The sequence below is a fragment of the Streptosporangium sp. NBC_01755 genome (genome assembly GCF_035917995.1).
Classification (GTDB): domain Bacteria; phylum Actinomycetota; class Actinomycetes; order Streptosporangiales; family Streptosporangiaceae; genus Streptosporangium.
Genome location: NZ_CP109131.1, coordinates 7,064,290 through 7,080,357 on the forward strand (window position 1 = coordinate 7,064,290; position 16,068 = coordinate 7,080,357).

Here is a 16,068-nt window from a genome sequence, read left to right on the forward strand (position 1 = left end):
ACCTGGTTCTCGGTCCCCGGGAGCACGACATCGAGACCGAGGTCCACGAGAACGGAGGCCGCGCATGGGCACCGGGAACATTCCGAAATCCGTGGCGGGCGTCGGCGGTTTCGCCGACGACCGCCTTGGCGCGGCCTCCTTTCTCAAGCGCAACATGCGGAAGCTCTTCCCTGACCACTGGACGTTCCTGCTCGGTGAGATCCCGCTCTACTCGTTCATCGTCCTGCTGCTGACCGGGGTGTTCCTGACGTTCTTCTTCAGGCCCACCATGGGTGAGATCACCTACGACGGCTCCTACGGCCCGCTGCGGGGCGTCATGATGTCCGAGGCGTACGCCTCGACGTTGCGCATCAGCTTCGACGTGCGCGGTGGTCTGCTGATGCGCCAGATGCACCACTGGGCCGCCCTGCTGTTCGTCGCCGGGATGATGGTGCACATGCTCCGGATCTTCTTCATGGGCGCTTACCGCAAGCCCCGGGAGCTGAACTGGGTGATCGGCGTGCTGCTGCTGACGCTGGCCCTGGCCGAGGGGCTGACCGGCTACTCTCTGGCCGACGACCTGCTCTCCGGCGCCGCCCTGCGGATCACCGCGGGTGTGGCGATCTCGTTTCCGGTGGTCGGCACCTGGCTCACCTTCTTTCTCCTCGGCGGCGAGTATCCCGGTGAGGACGTCATCTCTCGCTTCTACTCGTTGCACATCCTGCTCATCCCGGGCGTCCTGCTGGCGCTCATCACCGCCCACATGATCCTGACGTGGGTGCTGAAGCACACGCAGATGCCGGGCAAGGGCCGCACCAACGAGAACGTGGTGGGCGCGCCGTTCTACCCGGCCTTCATGATCAAGTCGGGCGCCTACTTCATGTTCACGTTCGGCGTCACCGCGCTGCTGGGCGCCTTCGCCCAGATCAACCCGATCTGGCTGTTCGGTCCCTACACCCCGGCCGACATCTCGGCGGGCTCTCAGCCCGACTTCTACCTGGGCTTCCTCGAGGGCTCGCTCCGTCTGATGCCCGCCTGGGAGATCAATGTCCTGGGCTTCACGCTGCCGCTGAGCGTGCTGATCCCGGCGCTGCTGCCGATGGGCATCATCATGACGGGCCTGGCGCTGTATCCGTTCATCGAGCAGTGGGTCACCGGAGACCGCCGCGAGCACCACGTCGTGGACCGTCCCCGCAACAACCCGCACCGCACCTCGATCGGCGTAGCCGCGATCACGTTCTACGGGATCCTGTGGTTGATGGCCTCGAACGACGTGATCGCCGCGTTCTTCCACCTCTCGCTGAACACGCTGACCTACATCGGCCGCGTCATGATCTTCCTTGGGCCGGCCCTGGCCTACTACATCACCTACCGGATCTGCCTGGGCCTGCAGCGCCGCGACGCCGCGCAGATCGGCCACGGCGTGGAGACCGGCGTGATCAAGCGGCGGCCGTTGGGCGACTACATCGAGGTGCACGTCCCGCCCAACGAGGGCATCGAGGCTCTCATCCGAGGCAAGAGGCCGATCCCGACGATCCCCGCGGCCGTCGAGGACAAGGAGGGGATCCCCGCGAACGGGAGGCACCGCCGGCTCGCCAGGCTTCGCGCCAGGATGAGCAGGATCTACGGAGGCGAGAAGGTCCCGCTCCACGGTGACCAGGGGCGCGACGGGCACAGGCAGGACGGGCAGGACGGGCAGGACGGGCGCGCGGCCATCGGATCGGGCACGGACTCGGGCACGGATTCGGGCGCGGATGAGGGCGGGCGCCCGTCCCCGTGACCGGCTCAGTCCTCCGGCAGCGCCTTGCCCGACCACTCCTGGCGGCGGGCCTCCGCCACCGCGATCGCCGCCGCGACCGAGACGTTGAACGAGCCGACCCGGCCCACCTGCGGGATGTAGCAGACGCCGTCGGCGGCCTCCAGCAGTGCGGGGGAGCAGCCGTGGTCCTCGCTGCCCACCACCAGGCACACGTCGCCGCCCAGCTTGGCCTCAGACAGGGGTACCGCGTCGCCGGTCAACTCCACCGCGACCACCGTGAACCCGTCGTCCCTGGCCGCCCGTACGGCCTCCAGGGCGGGCACCGGCTCCTCCCAGGCCACCAGGCGGTCGGTGCCCAGCGCGGTCTTCTGCGCCTTGGGGTTGGTCGGAGGGGTGGCGTTGCCCGCCAGCCAGATCCGCTCCACCCCGAAGGCGGCGGCCGTGCGGAAGATGGAACCGATGTTGAACGGGCCGGTCACCGACTCCAGGATCAGAGCGATCCGCCCTTCGGTGTTTCTCCGCCAGGTGCGGTTGAGGCGCTTGACATCGGTCGGGCGCAGCTGCCTGCGCGGGTTCGCAGTCATCGGTCGTTCACCGTTCCTCGTTCGTCTCTCGGGCGGTTCGTGTCCCGCACGCCGGGATGACCGTGCTCATCGCGGCGGGCCCGCCTGCGGCCCGGCCTCCACTCGGAGGATCCGGTACGCCGAGCGGGAGGCCACCCGCTCGGTGGGCCAGCCCCGCTCGTTCAGCCAGCGCTGCAGGGAGTCCGAGCCCAGGTGCTTCTGAACCACCAGGTGGGCGACGCCGTCGGGGGTGAGGCGTGACAGCCAGCGGGTCAGCATCTCGTGCATCGCGGTCTTGCCGATGCGGATCGCCGGATTGGACCAGATGGCGGAGAACCGCAGCTGGGGAGGAACCTCGTCGACATGCATCGACCTCACGTTGCCGAGGGAGGCGGACCTGGCGTTCCTGGCGCACAGCTCCACGGACCTGCGGTTGACGTCCACCGCCCAGACCGTCGCCTCCGGGGCGCGCGAGGCCATCGTCAGCGCGATCGGCCCGTAACCGCAGCCCAGGTCGAGCAGGTCGCCACCGGGCGGTGGAGGGGGCACGCTCTCCAGCAGGATCCGGGTGCCCACATCGACGCGCTCGGCGGAGAAGACCCCGCTGTCGGTCTCCAGCTTCAGATGAAGGTCGGGGAGCACGAGCGTGACCGAGCCGGGACGGCCGGCGGTCTCGGGACGCTCCTCGAAGTAATGTGCCACGTCGTAGAACGTTACCAACGGCCGGGACCGGTTCAGGGCAGCCGCGACCCCAGCAGCAGGGCCACCCCGGCGGTCACCAGCCCGGTCAGGATCGCCGTCACCACGAACCACTGGGTGACCTCCTGGTTGACCGTCCGGTAGCCCAGCGAGGTTCCGATCTGCTCGTACACCTCCCGCAACTGGCTGCCGGACTCCGCCTCGTAGGCCCGGCCGCCCGTGCCGTCCGACAGGGTTTGCAGGGTGGTCTTGTTCACCGGCACGTTCACGTCGCGCCCGTCGATCGAGACGGTGCCCTCCTGGGTGCCGTAGGCGATCGTGGAGACCGGCACGCGCGAGCTCATCGCCGACTCGATCGCCTCCGCCACCGAGCGGCCCGAGGTGTTGTCGCCGTCGGACAGCAGCACGATCGCCGCCGGCGGGGGATCGGTCACCGCCTGCTGGTCGAAGGAGCGCAACGAGTCCAGGGAGCTGAACACCGCCTCGCCGATCGCGGTGCCCGCACGGGTGCTCAGGTTGCCGAGGGAGGTCACCACCGCCTGGTGGTCGGTGGTGGGGGAGACCACGACGGAGGCGGAGCGGGCGAAGGCGACCAGCCCGACGTTGAAGCGTTCCGGCAGGTCCGCGACGAACTTCTGGGCCGCCTCCTTGGCCGCGGTGATCCGGTTCGGCCGGACGTCGTCGGACTCCATCGACAGCGAGACGTCCAGCGCGATGATGATCGTCGCGCGGTCGCGGGGAATCCGTACCGAATCGGCGGGACGGGCCGCGCCCACGATCAGCAGGCTCATCATGACGAGGAACAGCAGCGGGGCGACGTGTCGCCGCCAGCCGGGCCCCGAGGGGGCCACCAGCGTCAGCAGCGGCAGGTTGGTGAAGCGCAGCGCGTAGCGGCGCCGGGCGAACTGGGCGGCCACATAGCCCGCCACGAGCAGTGCCGGCGCGGCGAACAGCCACAGCCAGGCCGGAGAGAGGAAGGTCACCGTGTCGCTCCCGACCTCGGGTGCCGATGGGTCAGGTACGCCATGCGTCGCTGCCGCAGCACGAACTGGGCGATGTCGAAGATCCAGTCGCGGTCGGTGCGCAGCACCAGGTGGGCCACCCCGCAGCGGCGCAACGCCGTCTGGTTGGCCGCACGCTGCACGGCGGCGGCCTCCGCGTACGCCCGGCGGACCTTGGGCGTGAGCTGGATCTGGCGGCTCCGCCCCGACTCCGGGTCGGTCAGGTTGACCAGTCCGACCGCCGGTAGCTCCAGCTCGCGAGGGTCGATCACCTCGACGGCCAGTACCTGGTGGTGAGCGGCCAGCCGGCGGATCGGCCGCTCCCAGGGCAGCTCCAGGGTGGGGTCGAGAGTGGGTTCGGGGTCGAGGAAGTCGGAGACGATCACTCGCAGGCCGCGCCGCCGCCGTGCCGAGGCCAGCACCTCGATCGCCTCGGCCAGGTCGGGGGCGTCGGCGACGGCACGGCCCCTGGGGGCCTCCATCAGCGAGTGCAGCAGGCCGTACAGTGCCGGGCGGCCGCTTCTGGCGGGCATCCGGTGAACGTACTCGTCGTGCAGGACGTATGTGCCGAAGCGGTTTCCGATCCGGCCCGACAGGAAGCCGATCGCCCCGATGGCGGCCACGACCAGGTCCCGCTTCTCCATGCCGACGGTGCCGAAGTCCATGCTGGGCGACAGGTCCGCCAGCGCCCAGGTCTCCAGCTCCCGGTCGGCGACCAGGTCGCGTACGTGCGGGACGGTCGTGCGGGCGGTCACCGCCCAGTCCATTCGCCGGATGTCGTCCTCGCCCGGCACGTAGACCCGGCTGTCGCCGAACTCGCTTCCAGGACCGGGAAGGAGCCCCTGGTACGCGCCCTGCAGCAACCCGTCCAGGCGCCGCACGATGGTGAGCTCCAGCCGCCGTAGCGCCTGCTCGGCAGTGCCTATGGCGACGCTGCGCGTCGCGGTTCGGCCGCTGGGATCCGGCTCCTTCCCTCGTCGAGAGGGGTCGCTCGTTCCTCGCGACCCCTCTCTCCTCAGTCCAGTCGCCGGCGCGGCCTCACGGGGGTCCCTCGGGGTGGGCGGGGGCACGTCCCCACGGCGATCCTTGGAGTGGGTCATCGGCGTGTCCTGATGGGGCTCCTTGGGACCGGTCACCGGGGGCCCTGGTTCCAGACGACGAGGGGGGGGGGAACGGCGGCGAGGATCTGGCGGATCACGTCCTCGGGGTCGATCCCGTCGGCCAGGGCGTCGAAGGTGAGCATCAGCCGGTGGGACATCACGTCCACCGCCACGTCGCGGATGTCGTCGGGGAGCAGGTAGTCGCGGCCCCGCAGCAGCGCCAGGCCGCGCCCCGCGGAGACCAGGCCGAGAGTGGCCCGGGGGCTGACGCCGATCTCGATGTTCTCCTCCAAGTCGGCCAGGCCGTAGTCGGAGGGGGAGCGGGTGGCCATCACGAGCCTGACCACGTAGTCGGCGACGAGCTGGTGGACCGAGACCTGATCGGCCATCGACTGCAGCGCGGCCAGCCGCGCGGGGTCGAGCACCGCCCTGGGGGTCGGCGGCGTGACGCTCATCCGGTGCAGGATCTCCAGTTCCTCGTGGGCACTGGGATGGGTGACGCGAACCTTGAACAGGAACCGGTCGCGCTGGACCTCGGGGAGGGGGTAGACACCCTCGGACTCGATCGGGTTCTGGGTGGCCAGCACGATGAACGGCCTGGGCAGCGGGTGGGTCTCCCCGGCCAGGGTCACCTGCCGCTCGGCCATGACCTCCAGCAGCGCCGACTGCACCTTGGCCGGAGCCCGGTTGATCTCGTCGGCGAGCAGGAAGTTGACGAACACCGGGCCGAGCTCGACGTCGAAGGCCTCGCGGGAGGGGTGGTACACCCGGGTGCCCACGATGTCGCTGGGGACCAGGTCGGGGGTGAACTGGATGCGGGCGAAGACTCCGCCGACCACGGTGGCCAGGGTCGAGGCGGCCAGGGTCTTGGCCACTCCGGGCACACCCTCCAGCAGGCAGTGGCCGCGGGCGAGGAGTGCCACGAGCAATCGCTCCACCATGTGCTCCTGCCCGACGATGACCCGCCGGACCTCGGTCAGGGCGTCGCGCAGCAGTCCGGTGTCGATCTCGCTCGGCAGTTCTTCGGCGACGGTCATGTCGATATTCCATCACGTTCGGCAAGGGGACCGCCGGGTTGACCCGGCAGGTGAATCGCCTTCCCTGCCATGACTCCCGTGTTCGAAAGGGCCGGGGTCCGGCCGTCGCCCATCTCGGCAGAGGAAGGCGAGAAATCATTCCTCTCCGGAGGGGAGGGACTCACCAGAACGCGCTGTCGGCTCGCACGGTGTGCTTGATCTCGCAACCCGTGCGGCGCGGTGTGATCACCCGGGTGTGCTTTCATGTCAGACGTGGCCACTCCACTCCAGTACGGTGACCCGCCCCAGCTGGGACCCTTCGTCGTGCAGGCACGTCTGCGGGTGGGGCCCGCCGGGCTGGTCTATCTCGGGCTCGCGCCCGACGGCAGGGCCGTCTCGGTCGCGGTGCTGACCAGGGGGGCCGCGCTCGATCCGGCGGCTCGCGACCGCTTCGTCACCGGGGTCCGCGACGCGGCGGCCAGCCGCTCCGGCGTCCGGGGCTGGATGGTCAGGGCGGCACGCGGGCGCACCGCGGTGGCCGGCATGGTCCCACAGGTGCTGGCCATGGACGGCGGGAGCGCCCCGTGGGTGGCCACACCGTACGAGCCCGACAGGGCGGGGGCGGAGCGGTTCCTGGAACCGGTGCTGGTCAGCGGAACGCTGATCGGCGAGCAGCACGGCCCCGACTTCGCGCCGCACTGGGTGGGCGACCGCTCGCCCGCGCTGCCCGCGCCGCCCAAGGGTGCGCCGCCGCCGACCGAGACCCGCCGGGCCGTGATCGTCGCGGGGGTGGTGCTGACCCTGCTGCTCGTGCTGCTGGCCGTGACGGTCTGGCTCCTGCTGCGCAGGGAGGACGATTTCAAACCGCCGCCGAGGCCGCTGCCGCCCACGGTGTTCGTGCCGACCCCGCCGCCGGTCCCGGCGACGCCGGATCCCGGCCGGCCCACCCCTTCGCCGTCACCGAGCCAGAGCGGGACCGGCCCCCCCGGCCAGGAGGAGGGCGACGAGAACGAGGGCGAGCCCATCTGAGGGCGGCGGGTGCGCAGAACGCGCGCGATCGCCGCCCCGATCCCGCCGCCGCCCCGATCCCGCCTCCGGCGCCGGTGACCGGCGCGAGGCGGGCCGACGGTGAATCCTTTTCGCCCCCGGCCGGGCCTCGACGCGGCTAAAGCATTGCCCCTTAAAGCATTGTCCCTGTTCATGGAGATTATTCCCTTTATCGCTATAAAGCGCTCTGTGCCGGATAAGGGGACTGTGCGCCGATATGGAGTGGTGCGCCGAAAACGACCGCGGCAGGGAAGGAATCGTCATCATGACGGATGTGTCGAGCGTGGGGCCCCAGCCGGGCGATGACCGTCCAATCCTGACCAATCGACAGGGGCACCAGGTCTACGACAACCAGAACCAGCGCACGGTCGGCGCGAGGGGGCCGGCCACGCTGGAGAACTACCAGTTCCTGGAGAAGATCAGTCACTTCGACCGCGAGCGCATCCCCGAGCGGGTGGTGCACGCCCGAGGGGTGACCTCCTACGGCTACTTCGAGGCCTACGGCAAGCTCGGAGACGAGCCGATCGGCCGCTACACCCGGGCGAAGCTCTTCCAGGAGCCCGGAAAGCGGACCGATGTGGCCGTCCGGTTCTCCACGGTGATCGGTGGCAGGGACTCCTCGGAGACCGCCCGTGACCCGCGCGGGTTCGCGGTGAAGTTCTACACCGAGGACGGCAACTGGGACCTCGTCGGCAACGACCTGGCGGTCTTCTTCATCAGGGACGCCCTCAAGTTCCCCGACGTGATCCACTCGCTCAAGCCGGACCCGGTGACGTTCAGGCAGGAGCCCGGCCGGATCTTCGACTTCATGTCGCAGACGCCGGAGAGCATGCACATGATCGTCAACCTGTTCAGCCCGCGCGGCATCCCGGCCGACTACCGGCACATGCAGGGATTCGGGGTCAACACCTACAAGTGGGAAAACCAGCAGGGCGACAGCCGTCTGGTGAAGTACCACTGGATCCCCAAGCAGGGCGTGCGCAGTATGACCGCCGAGGACGCCACGGCCGTACAGGGCCAGGACCTCGGGCACGCCACCAAGGACCTGCACGAGGCGATCGACCGGGGCGACTTCCCCGAGTGGGAGCTGCGGGTGCAGATCATGAGCGACGACGACCACCCCGAGCTGGACTTCGACCCGCTGGACGACACCAAGGTGTGGCCGGAGAACGACTTCCCGCCCCTGCCGGTCGGCAGGATGGTGCTGAACCGCAACGTGGACGACAACTTCGCCGAGAACGAGCAGATCTCCTTCGGGACCGGCGTCCTGGTCGACGGCCTCGACTTCTCCGACGACAAGATGCTGGTGGGCCGTACGTTCTCCTACAGCGACACCCAGCGCCACCGGGTGGGTCCCAACTACCTGCAGCTGCCGGTCAACCAGCCCAAGCACGCCCAGGTGCGCACCAACCAGCGCGACGGCCAGATGGCCTACCGAGTCGACGAGCAGGGCGCCAACCCGCACGTCAACTACGAGCCGTCCATCACCGGGGGGCTCAGGGAGGGGCAGTACCCCACCTACGACGAGCAGGGGCCGGTCATCTCCGGGAGGCTGACCCGCAAGCGCATCCCGCGTACCAACGACTACACCCAGGCCGGTCAGCGCTACCTGCTCATGGAGCAGTGGGAGCGCGACGATCTGGTGCTGAACTTCGTCGACATGCTCTCCCAGGCCACGCGCCCCGTTCAGGAGCGGATGGTCTGGCATTTCCTGATGGTCGAGGACGACCTCGGGCTCAGGGTGGGAGAGGGGCTGGGCATCAGCCCCGGGGACGTCTCCCACCTGAAACCGTTGATCGGCCAGGACCTGACGGAGGAGGATCGCGAGCGGTTGTCCAAGCTGGGCAAGAACGGGCCGCGCGACGTGAGCGGCCTGAAGATGACCCACTGCGTGCCCAACGAGCGGGCCCGGGTGGAGCGGTAGGGAACGGTCACCGGCCCGGTGGGAGCGGCGGTCGTCGAGCCCGGAGCGCGCGGAGGTGATCCGCTCGTTGCGCGTCGCCGGGCTCGATCTGCTGACCGGAGTCTTCCGGCAGGGAAGAAACCATCGGTCAAGGCTGTCCGATTTTTCCGCTTAAAAGGTATGAATACCATTACAGCGGGCACGCGATCCTCAAACTGAGCCGCCGATATCTGAGCCGTTCTCACTCCCATTTGGATTGCCATGCCTGTTGAGAGCAACGTCATTCCGATCATCAACTGGTCCCGCCGCTCCTCCTGCCTCAACGAGGACCCCGAGCTCTTCTTCCCCGTGTCCTACGAGGGACCGGGCCGTGAGCAGTACGAGCGCGCCAGGGCTGTGTGCCGACGCTGCCCGGTGCGCGGGCGTTGCCTGGAGTACGCGTTGAACACCCAGCAGATGGACGGTGTGTGGGGAGGCACCACACCCGACGAGCGCAGGGCAACCATGACCAGGGCGAGGCGCCAGGTCAGGTAGCGGCACTCCCGGCCGGCCGCCCAGAGCCCGAGTTCCGCCTCCGGGTACTGGAAGAGCACCGCTCCCGGTTTGCCGCCTCGTGCAGCGGCTCCAGCGTGCCGAGGAATCGCCGCCGGACCTCGTCGGTGATCTCCGGCGGCACGTCCCTGAGGTGGAGGTCGCGCTCCGGCGGCGCGCCGAGCCTCTCCCGCGGGTCCTTGTGGAGGGAGGCGGGCCGGGTGGGGTGCCCGGTCAGCGACGAGGTGACGGCCAGGGGTTGGGGCGGCAGCCGTACAGGGACTTGGTCTGCTGGAGCATCACCGGTGCCCGCCTGCCGGGCCCGGGGCAGGACACGTGGCCGTGGCCGAGGCCGTGACCGACCTCGTGGCTGATGACGTACTCGCGGTAGGAGGCCACGTCGCGGCCGTAGCCGCGCGCCCCGCTGTTCCAGCGGACCGCGTTGATGATCGCGCGCTCGCCGTTCCAGCAGGACAGCGTGCCGTTGGTCCGCATCGGCAGACAACGCCGGTCGGCCGTCTCCGGGCTGCTCAGCGAGACCCTGAGCTTCACGGGGCCGCGCGCCACCCGCTTGAACCGGTGCCCCCAGCCGCGCGGGTCGTTGAGGATCCGGTGCACCTCGGAGGCGAACTCCTCCACCTCGAACGGCAGGCCCCGCTCGACCTCCACCGCGTACCGGACCACCCTGCCCTTGCCCCTGGGGGGTCTGGCCTCGCCGGGGGCGACGGCGTAGCGGCCCTTGGCGGCCCGGGGCACCTTCAGCCTCAGCGGTTGCTGCCGGCCGTTGGCCAGCAGGAGTGGCTTCTTGGCCTGGCCGGAGGGATCTGCCGTCCCCTGAGGCTGCGGTGGCGGGGTCGGTGTCACCGGTGTCACGGGTATCTGGGGCAGTGCGGCGTCCGGGGGTGGGGGAATGTCGGGAACCGGTTCGAGGTGACCGCTCAGCAGGGTGACCGCTCCGGCCGTGAACGTGACCATGACGCTGAACGCGAGAAGCCACATAACGGTTTTGGAGTCACGTCGACTTTCGTTCCTGGACATAGTCCGTAAACCATATTGCCCTACGGCGGTAACTGATCAAATCGGGGGAAAATCATCATGTGCTGACATCACGGAGAGCTACGGGTTGGGTACGCCAACGGCGGCCGCGTATGGCGGCCGCCGTCGGATCAGCGGATGTCGAGCCTGGAAAGGGCGGGTGAAGGGGTTCTCCGTCCACCCGCGCCGGCGTCTCGGCGCTTTCCGTCAGGAAGACCGGTGATTTCACCGATGCGCACCGGGGAAACGGGCCGGATGTGGGAGCCGGGCCGGAGAAGGGTGTCTCCGGCCCGGCTCGGGGATGGGGAGGGGCCCTCACCATCCCAACCCGGGGATGGGGAGGGGATGGGAAGAGGGCCCCTCCCCATCCCCGGCCCGGGGATGGTGAGGGTGATTGGGAGGGGGCCACTCACCAGCCCGGGACGATCAGCTTTCTGGCCTGTTCGGGGTCGTCCGAGCCCAGGGCGATCTGAGCGTTGTCGCGGCACTGCGCCAGGGAGTGGGCGGCGAGGCTCTCCCGTACCGCGGGGACGCTGGGCGCCGACATCGACAGACTGGTGACGCCCAGCCCGACCAGGACCGTCGCCAGGAGCGGGTCCGCCGCCGCCTCGCCGCACACGCCGACGGGCTTGCCCACCGACTGCCCGGCCGCCGCGCAGTCGGCGATCAGCTGGAGCAGCGCCGCCTGCCAGGGATCGAGCAGGTCGGCGAGATCCCCGTGCTGCCGGTCGGAGGCGAAGGTGTACTGGCTCAGGTCGTTGGTGCCGATGCTCAGGAAGTCGAGCTCCTTCAGCAGGCGCCCGGCGTGCAGCGCGGCGGCGGGGACCTCCACCATCGCCCCGACCCGGGTGATTCCCCGGGCGCGGGCCCGCCCGGCGAAGTCGGCCGCCTCGCCCGCCGTCGTCACCATCGGGGCCATCACCCATGGCTCGGCTCCGCTCTGGCGCGCTGCCTCGGCGATGGCGTCGAGCTGGGTGTCGAGCACCTCGGGCCTGACCCGGGAGACCCGCAGCCCCCGGATGCCCAGCGCCGGGTTGGTCTCGTCGGCCAGCCCGAGGAACGGCAGCGGCTTGTCGGTGCCCGCGTCGAGGGTGCGGACCACGACGTGCCCGCCGGGGACGGCACGGAAGACCGCGGCGTAGGCGGCCACCTGCTCCTCGTAGCCGGGCTCCTCGCGCCGGTCCAGGAAGAGGAACTCCGTGCGGAACAGTCCCACTCCCTCGGCGTCCACCCCCTGCGGCGTGAGGTCGGCCGCGGAGCCGACGTTGAGCAGCAGCTTGACCGGGTGGCCGTCGGAGGTCCGGCCGGGACCCCGGCTCGTGCTCTTCCGGCGGCGCTCGGCCTCCGCCAGGCGCTGGATCTCGGTGGCGGCCTCCTCACCGATACCGACTTCCACCTCGCCCCGCAGACCGTCGACGGACACCCACGTCCCCTCGTCGACCTCGCTCATTCCCCGGCAGGCGACCACGGCGGGCAGGCCGCGGGCGCGGGCCAGAATGGCGGTGTGGCTGGTCGGGCCGCCCTTCTCGGTGACGAGGGCGAGGACGGTGTCGGGGTCCAGGTTCACCGTGTCGGCGGGGGAGAGGTCCTCGGCGACCAGGACGAAGGGATGACCGGGAGTGGGCACCCCGGGAACGGGCAGGCCGAGCACCGCCGCGACGGCCCGGTTACGGATGTCGTCGAGGTCGGCGGCTCGCTCGGCGATGTAGCCGCCCGCCGCCAGCAGCGCGTGCCGGTGGTGGGCGCACGCCTCGTCGATGGCGTGCGCGGCGTCCGCACCCGCCCTGACACTCGTCTCCACGGACTCGTGCAGACCGGGGTCGTCGGCGATGAAGGACTGTGCCTCCAAGATCGCCTGAGCTTCGGCGTCGGGCGCCTTCTCCGCCCGCTCCGCCAGTTCGGCGGCGGTGGCCCGCAGCGCGTCCAGCGCCAGGCCGAGCTCGGCGTCGGTGTCGGCGACCGGGTGGCGGGGCGGCAGCTCCGGCGGACCCGCCATCCGGCAGACCCGCCCGGCCGCCCGGCCGGAGCTCACGCCCAGGCCCTTGAGCGCCTCAGCCATGAGGTGCCTCTTCGGCGTCGAGGTCGCGGGCGAGCAGCTCGGCGAGGGAGTCGAGCGCCTCGCCTGCCCCAGGCCCCTCCGCCTCCAGCGTGACCTCCGTGCCATGTTTCGCGCCCAGTGCCAGCACGGCGAGCATGCTGTTGGCGGGTACGGGCTTGCCCTCCCCGACGCGGATACGGACGGGCACTCCCTGCCTGGCCGCGGCCTGCACGAAGATCTTTGCGGGACGGGCGTGGAGGCCCGTGCTTGAGGCGACGACCACTGTCCTCTCCGGCATCTCCGGTTCTCCTTCTGCGCGTTCTGCGAGTGGTGTGAGTTTGCGCCGGCCTCCACCGGATCCGGCGGGAGGCCGGCGCACTCTGGTGTGGATCGGCGGATCTTCCGGCGGCTCCCCGGCATGACCTTTTGCTGCTGTCCGGCCCGAAGGCCGGTAGCTCCGGGGGCCGGGTCGGTCAGGGTTCGATGGTCACCTTGATGGCCTCGCCCCTGCTGACGATGTCGATCCCCTCCAGGACCTCCGCGAGCGGCAGCCGGTGCGTGATCAGGTCGGAGACCGGCACCGAGCCATCGGCGATCAGCCGCAGGGCCTGGGCGTTGTGCGCGGGGCTGGACCCGTTGGCACCGACGATGGTCAGTTCCCGGTAGTGGACCAGGTTGGAGTCGCACCGGATGATCGGGTTGTCCTTGGGCAGGCCTCCGAAGAAGCTGACCCGCCCCTGGCGGGCCGCCATCCGCAGCGCCTGCTCCTGGGCCGCTCCCGAGGCGGCGGCGGTGATGACGACGTCGGCGCCCCTGCCGTCGGTCAGCTTGAGCACCTGCTCGACGACGTCCTCGCCGTGCACCGACGCGTCCGGGTGGACCAGCCCGGCGGCCATCTCCAGCCGCTCGGCGTTGATGTCGACGAGGAAGACCCGCGCCGCGCCCCGCGACCGCGCCAGCCGCACGTGCAGGCAGCCGATCGGGCCGGACCCCATGATCACCACGTCGTCGCCCTCGCCCACCCGGGCCAGTTCCTGGCCGTTGAGCACGCAGGCCAGCGGCTCGGCCACCGAAGCCTCGGCGAAGCCGACCTCGTCGGGAATGCGGTTGACGCCGTTGACCGCCAGGATCTTGGCCGGGATGACCATGTACTCGGCGAAGCCGCCGTCGTAGTGGTAGCCCATCGACTCCTGGTTCGGGCAGACGGTCATCCGGCCCCGGAGGCACTCCTCGCACGTCCCACAGGGAATCGCGGCGATCACCTGCACTCGGTCACCTGGGGCCCACTCGCCGGCGTCGACGGCGTCGACCACCTCGCCGGCGATCTCGTGGCCCATGACCCTGGGGGGCTTGATGTGGTGGTGGCCGTACTTGGAGATCTTCGCGTCGGTACCGCAGGTCGAGCAGTTGCGCACGCGTATCTTGATCTCGCCTGGTCCGGCGGCGGGCTCCGGCGCATCCTCGACGCGGATGTCGCCGGGAGCGTAGAAACGGGCGACCTTCACTGTGCTTCGTCCTCTTCGTTGGGTTGCAGCAGCCGGACCACATCGGCGACCTCCGTCGCCTCGCGAAGGGCCTGGGCCTGCTCGGGATCCATCAGGATCTGGGCGAGTTCGGCGAGCAGCCGTACGTGGCCGTCGCCCTTGGCGGCGATACCGATGCACACCGTCACCTGGTCGCCGTCCCAGTCGACGCCGTCCGGGAAGCGAACGACGCTGATGGCGTCGTGCCGGACGGCGTCCTTGGCGGCCAGGGTGCCGTGCGGGATGGCGACCCCCTCACCGACGTAGGTGGAGATCGAGCGCTCCCGTTCGAGCATGGCGTTGATGTAGGGGCTCTCCACCGCGCCGACGGAGAGCAGGGCCTGCCCGCACTGGCGGATCGCGTCGTCGCGGCCGGTGGCCGAGGCCGCCAGCAGGATGGCGCGCGGGTCCAGCGGCAGCGGCGCTGTCTCAGGCATCGACGGTGCCGCCGTTCTTGATGGTGTTGACCAGCTTGGTCACCGCCGGGTCTCCGATGAAGACCTGGAAGGGGATCAGCACCTTGCCGGGTGCGCCGGCCCTGGCCCGGTCCGCCAGGCCGACGTGGCAGACCACCACGTCGGCGTCGGCGGGGATCGAGTTGACCGGGGTGTGCTCCACCTGGACGTTCTGGCTCTTCAACTGCTTGCGGAGCTGGCTGGCGAGCATGACGCTGCTGCCCATACCCGCGTCGCAGGCCACGATGATCTTGTGGATGTCCTTGCTCTCGATACTGGCCATGCGTTAAGCCTCCTTGGCGGCGGGTGCGGTTTCGGATCCCGCAGCGGCTTCCTCGGCCCCGTCCCCGTTGCGCCGGCCGAAGCCGAGGAGCACCGAGGCCACGGCGAAGGAGACGGCGGTCGCGGCGAAGACGCCGGCGAGCACACCGAACCAGCCGCCCTTGGGCGTCACCGCGAGGTAGGCGAAGATGCTGCCGGGCGAGGCCGCGGACACCAGGCCGGCGCCGGTCATGATGAAGACCAGGATGCCGGTGGCGCCACCGGCGATGACCGCGAGGATCAGACGGGGCTTCATGAGCACGTAGGGGAAGTAGATCTCGTGGATGCCGCCGAGGAAGTGGATGATGATCGCGGCGGGGGTGCTGGGACGGAGCAGGCGCGGGCCGAAGAACATGTAGGCCAGCAGCAGGCCGAGACCGGGGCCGGGGTTCGACTCCAGCATGAACAGGATCGACTGGCCGAACTGGGTCACCTCGTTGGCACCCAGCGGGGTCAGCACGCCGTGGTTGATGGCGTTGTTGAGGAACAGCACCTTGGCGGGCTCGATCAGGACCGAGGCCAGCGGCAGCAGGTTGGCGTCCACCAGCCAGCCGACCGCGTTACCGGCGGCGGTGGTGATCGTGGAGACGACGGGGCCGATGGCCCAGACGCCCACCAGGGCCGTGGCGCCGCCGACGATGCCGGCGGTGAAGTTGTCCACCAGCATCTCGAAGCCGGACTTGGTGCGGTCGGCGGTGAAGCTGTCAACGAGTTTCAGCAGGAACGCCGCGAGCGGTCCCATGATCATCGCGCCGAGGAACATCGGGTTCTCGGCGCCGACGACAACGCCCATGGTGGCGACGGCGCCGACCACGGCGCCGCGCTGGCCGTGGACCATCCGACCGCCGGTGTAGCCGATCAGGATGGGCAGCAGCGACGTGATCATCGGCCCGACCAGGGCGGCGAGGGTCTCGTTGGGCAACCAGCCGGTGGGGATGAACAGGGCCGTGATCAGACCCCAGGCGATGAACGCGCCGATGTTCGGCATGATCATTCCGGCGAGATATCCGCCGAAACGCTGGATTTTCGCTTTTACCCCGGTTCCGGTGACGGTGGGGGTGTACTCGGTGCTCATATGGTGTTGCTCCTTCCGGGGTG

General features: G+C 70.0%; 16 protein-coding genes. 4 read left to right on the top strand and 12 right to left on the bottom strand.

Translation table 11 applies throughout. The features are described from left to right. The first annotated feature begins 64 nt into the window (after positions 1-64). A complete protein-coding gene (gene qcrB / locus OG884_RS32565; RefSeq protein ID WP_326639281.1) occupies positions 65-1,759 on the top strand; it encodes a cytochrome bc1 complex cytochrome b subunit in 1,695 nt (564 codons plus the stop codon). A gap of 5 nt (positions 1,760-1,764) precedes the next feature. Here the strand turns inward: qcrB and OG884_RS32570 are convergent, their stop codons facing one another. From OG884_RS32570 to OG884_RS32590, 5 genes are all read right to left on the bottom strand, one after another. Next, positions 1,765-2,322, bottom strand: coding sequence for a TrmH family RNA methyltransferase (locus OG884_RS32570; RefSeq protein WP_326639283.1), 558 nt, complete (start codon positions 2,320-2,322; stop codon positions 1,765-1,767). 66 nt (positions 2,323-2,388) lie between these two features. Then, a complete protein-coding gene (locus tag OG884_RS32575; RefSeq protein WP_326639285.1) occupies positions 2,389-3,003 on the bottom strand; it encodes a class I SAM-dependent methyltransferase in 615 nt (204 codons plus the stop codon). A gap of 32 nt (positions 3,004-3,035) precedes the next feature. Continuing rightward, a complete protein-coding gene (locus OG884_RS32580; protein ID WP_326639287.1) occupies positions 3,036-3,983 on the bottom strand; it encodes a VWA domain-containing protein in 948 nt (315 codons plus the stop codon). After that, positions 3,980-4,882, bottom strand: a complete 903-nt coding sequence (locus OG884_RS32585; protein ID WP_442811577.1) for a DUF58 domain-containing protein — start codon at positions 4,880-4,882, stop codon at positions 3,980-3,982. Before OG884_RS32585 ends, OG884_RS32580 begins: the two co-directional genes overlap by 4 nt. 251 nt (positions 4,883-5,133) lie before the next feature. Beyond that, complete coding sequence (locus OG884_RS32590; protein WP_326639289.1) at positions 5,134-6,138, bottom strand: AAA family ATPase; 1,005 nt, start codon at positions 6,136-6,138, stop codon at positions 5,134-5,136. Positions 6,139-6,381: 243 nt separating this feature from the next. On the opposite strand from OG884_RS32590, the gene OG884_RS32595 reads away from it, so the two are divergent. The 3 genes from OG884_RS32595 (at position 6,382) to OG884_RS32605 (ending at position 9,601) form a co-directional block, all read left to right on the top strand. Then, positions 6,382-7,146, top strand: a complete 765-nt coding sequence (locus OG884_RS32595) for a hypothetical protein (RefSeq protein ID WP_326639291.1) — start codon at positions 6,382-6,384, stop codon at positions 7,144-7,146. 283 nt (positions 7,147-7,429) lie between these two features. Continuing rightward, complete coding sequence (locus OG884_RS32600; RefSeq protein WP_326639293.1) at positions 7,430-9,088, top strand: catalase; 1,659 nt, start codon at positions 7,430-7,432, stop codon at positions 9,086-9,088. 240 nt (positions 9,089-9,328) lie between these two features. Then, positions 9,329-9,601, top strand: coding sequence for a WhiB family transcriptional regulator (locus OG884_RS32605; protein ID WP_442811578.1), 273 nt, complete (start codon positions 9,329-9,331; stop codon positions 9,599-9,601). A gap of 231 nt (positions 9,602-9,832) precedes the next feature. Here the strand turns inward: OG884_RS32605 and OG884_RS32610 are convergent, their stop codons facing one another. The 7 genes from OG884_RS32610 to OG884_RS32640 all read right to left on the bottom strand — a co-directional run bounded on the left by OG884_RS32610 (position 9,833) and on the right by OG884_RS32640 (position 16,045). Continuing rightward, on the bottom strand, positions 9,833-10,573 hold the full coding sequence (locus OG884_RS32610; RefSeq protein WP_326639296.1) for a DUF3152 domain-containing protein: 741 nt from the start codon (positions 10,571-10,573) through the stop codon (positions 9,833-9,835). A gap of 469 nt (positions 10,574-11,042) precedes the next feature. Then, positions 11,043-12,692, bottom strand: a complete 1,650-nt coding sequence (ptsP, locus tag OG884_RS32615; protein ID WP_326639298.1) for a phosphoenolpyruvate--protein phosphotransferase — start codon at positions 12,690-12,692, stop codon at positions 11,043-11,045. Then, a complete protein-coding gene (locus tag OG884_RS32620; RefSeq protein ID WP_326639300.1) occupies positions 12,685-12,969 on the bottom strand; it encodes an HPr family phosphocarrier protein in 285 nt (94 codons plus the stop codon). The genes ptsP and OG884_RS32620 overlap by 8 nt, the downstream gene beginning before the upstream one ends. 175 nt (positions 12,970-13,144) lie before the next feature. Continuing rightward, a complete protein-coding gene (locus tag OG884_RS32625) occupies positions 13,145-14,176 on the bottom strand; it encodes a zinc-dependent dehydrogenase (protein ID WP_326639302.1) in 1,032 nt (343 codons plus the stop codon). Continuing rightward, positions 14,173-14,631, bottom strand: a complete 459-nt coding sequence (locus OG884_RS32630; RefSeq protein ID WP_326639305.1) for a PTS sugar transporter subunit IIA — start codon at positions 14,629-14,631, stop codon at positions 14,173-14,175. Before OG884_RS32630 ends, OG884_RS32625 begins: the two co-directional genes overlap by 4 nt. After that, positions 14,624-14,932, bottom strand: a complete 309-nt coding sequence (locus OG884_RS32635) for a PTS lactose transporter subunit IIB (RefSeq protein ID WP_326639306.1) — start codon at positions 14,930-14,932, stop codon at positions 14,624-14,626. Before OG884_RS32635 ends, OG884_RS32630 begins: the two co-directional genes overlap by 8 nt. Positions 14,933-14,935: 3 nt before the next feature. Beyond that, positions 14,936-16,045: a PTS mannitol transporter subunit IICB gene (locus OG884_RS32640; RefSeq protein WP_326639308.1), complete on the bottom strand. Its 1,110-nt coding sequence runs from the start codon at positions 16,043-16,045 to the stop codon at positions 14,936-14,938. Positions 16,046-16,068 lie beyond the last annotated feature (23 nt).

Bases quoted from the DNA above. Each gene is read 5' to 3' on its own strand.
- qcrB (WP_326639281.1), top strand. From the start codon at position 65: ATGGGCACCGGGAACATTCCGAAATCCGTGGCGGGCGTCGGCGGTTTC.
- OG884_RS32570 (WP_326639283.1), bottom strand. From the start codon at position 2,322: ATGACTGCGAACCCGCGCAGGCAGCTGCGCCCGACCGATGTCAAGCGC.
- OG884_RS32590 (WP_326639289.1), bottom strand. From the start codon at position 6,138: ATGACCGTCGCCGAAGAACTGCCGAGCGAGATCGACACCGGACTGCTG.
- OG884_RS32595 (WP_326639291.1), top strand. From the start codon at position 6,382: ATGTCAGACGTGGCCACTCCACTCCAGTACGGTGACCCGCCCCAGCTG.
- OG884_RS32600 (WP_326639293.1), top strand. From the start codon at position 7,430: ATGACGGATGTGTCGAGCGTGGGGCCCCAGCCGGGCGATGACCGTCCA.
- OG884_RS32605 (WP_442811578.1), top strand. From the start codon at position 9,329: ATGCCTGTTGAGAGCAACGTCATTCCGATCATCAACTGGTCCCGCCGC.
- OG884_RS32610 (WP_326639296.1), bottom strand. From the start codon at position 10,573: ATGGTCACGTTCACGGCCGGAGCGGTCACCCTGCTGAGCGGTCACCTC.
- ptsP (WP_326639298.1), bottom strand. From the start codon at position 12,692: ATGGCTGAGGCGCTCAAGGGCCTGGGCGTGAGCTCCGGCCGGGCGGCC.
- OG884_RS32620 (WP_326639300.1), bottom strand. From the start codon at position 12,969: ATGCCGGAGAGGACAGTGGTCGTCGCCTCAAGCACGGGCCTCCACGCC.
- OG884_RS32630 (WP_326639305.1), bottom strand. From the start codon at position 14,631: ATGCCTGAGACAGCGCCGCTGCCGCTGGACCCGCGCGCCATCCTGCTG.
- OG884_RS32635 (WP_326639306.1), bottom strand. From the start codon at position 14,932: ATGGCCAGTATCGAGAGCAAGGACATCCACAAGATCATCGTGGCCTGC.
- OG884_RS32640 (WP_326639308.1), bottom strand. From the start codon at position 16,045: ATGAGCACCGAGTACACCCCCACCGTCACCGGAACCGGGGTAAAAGCG.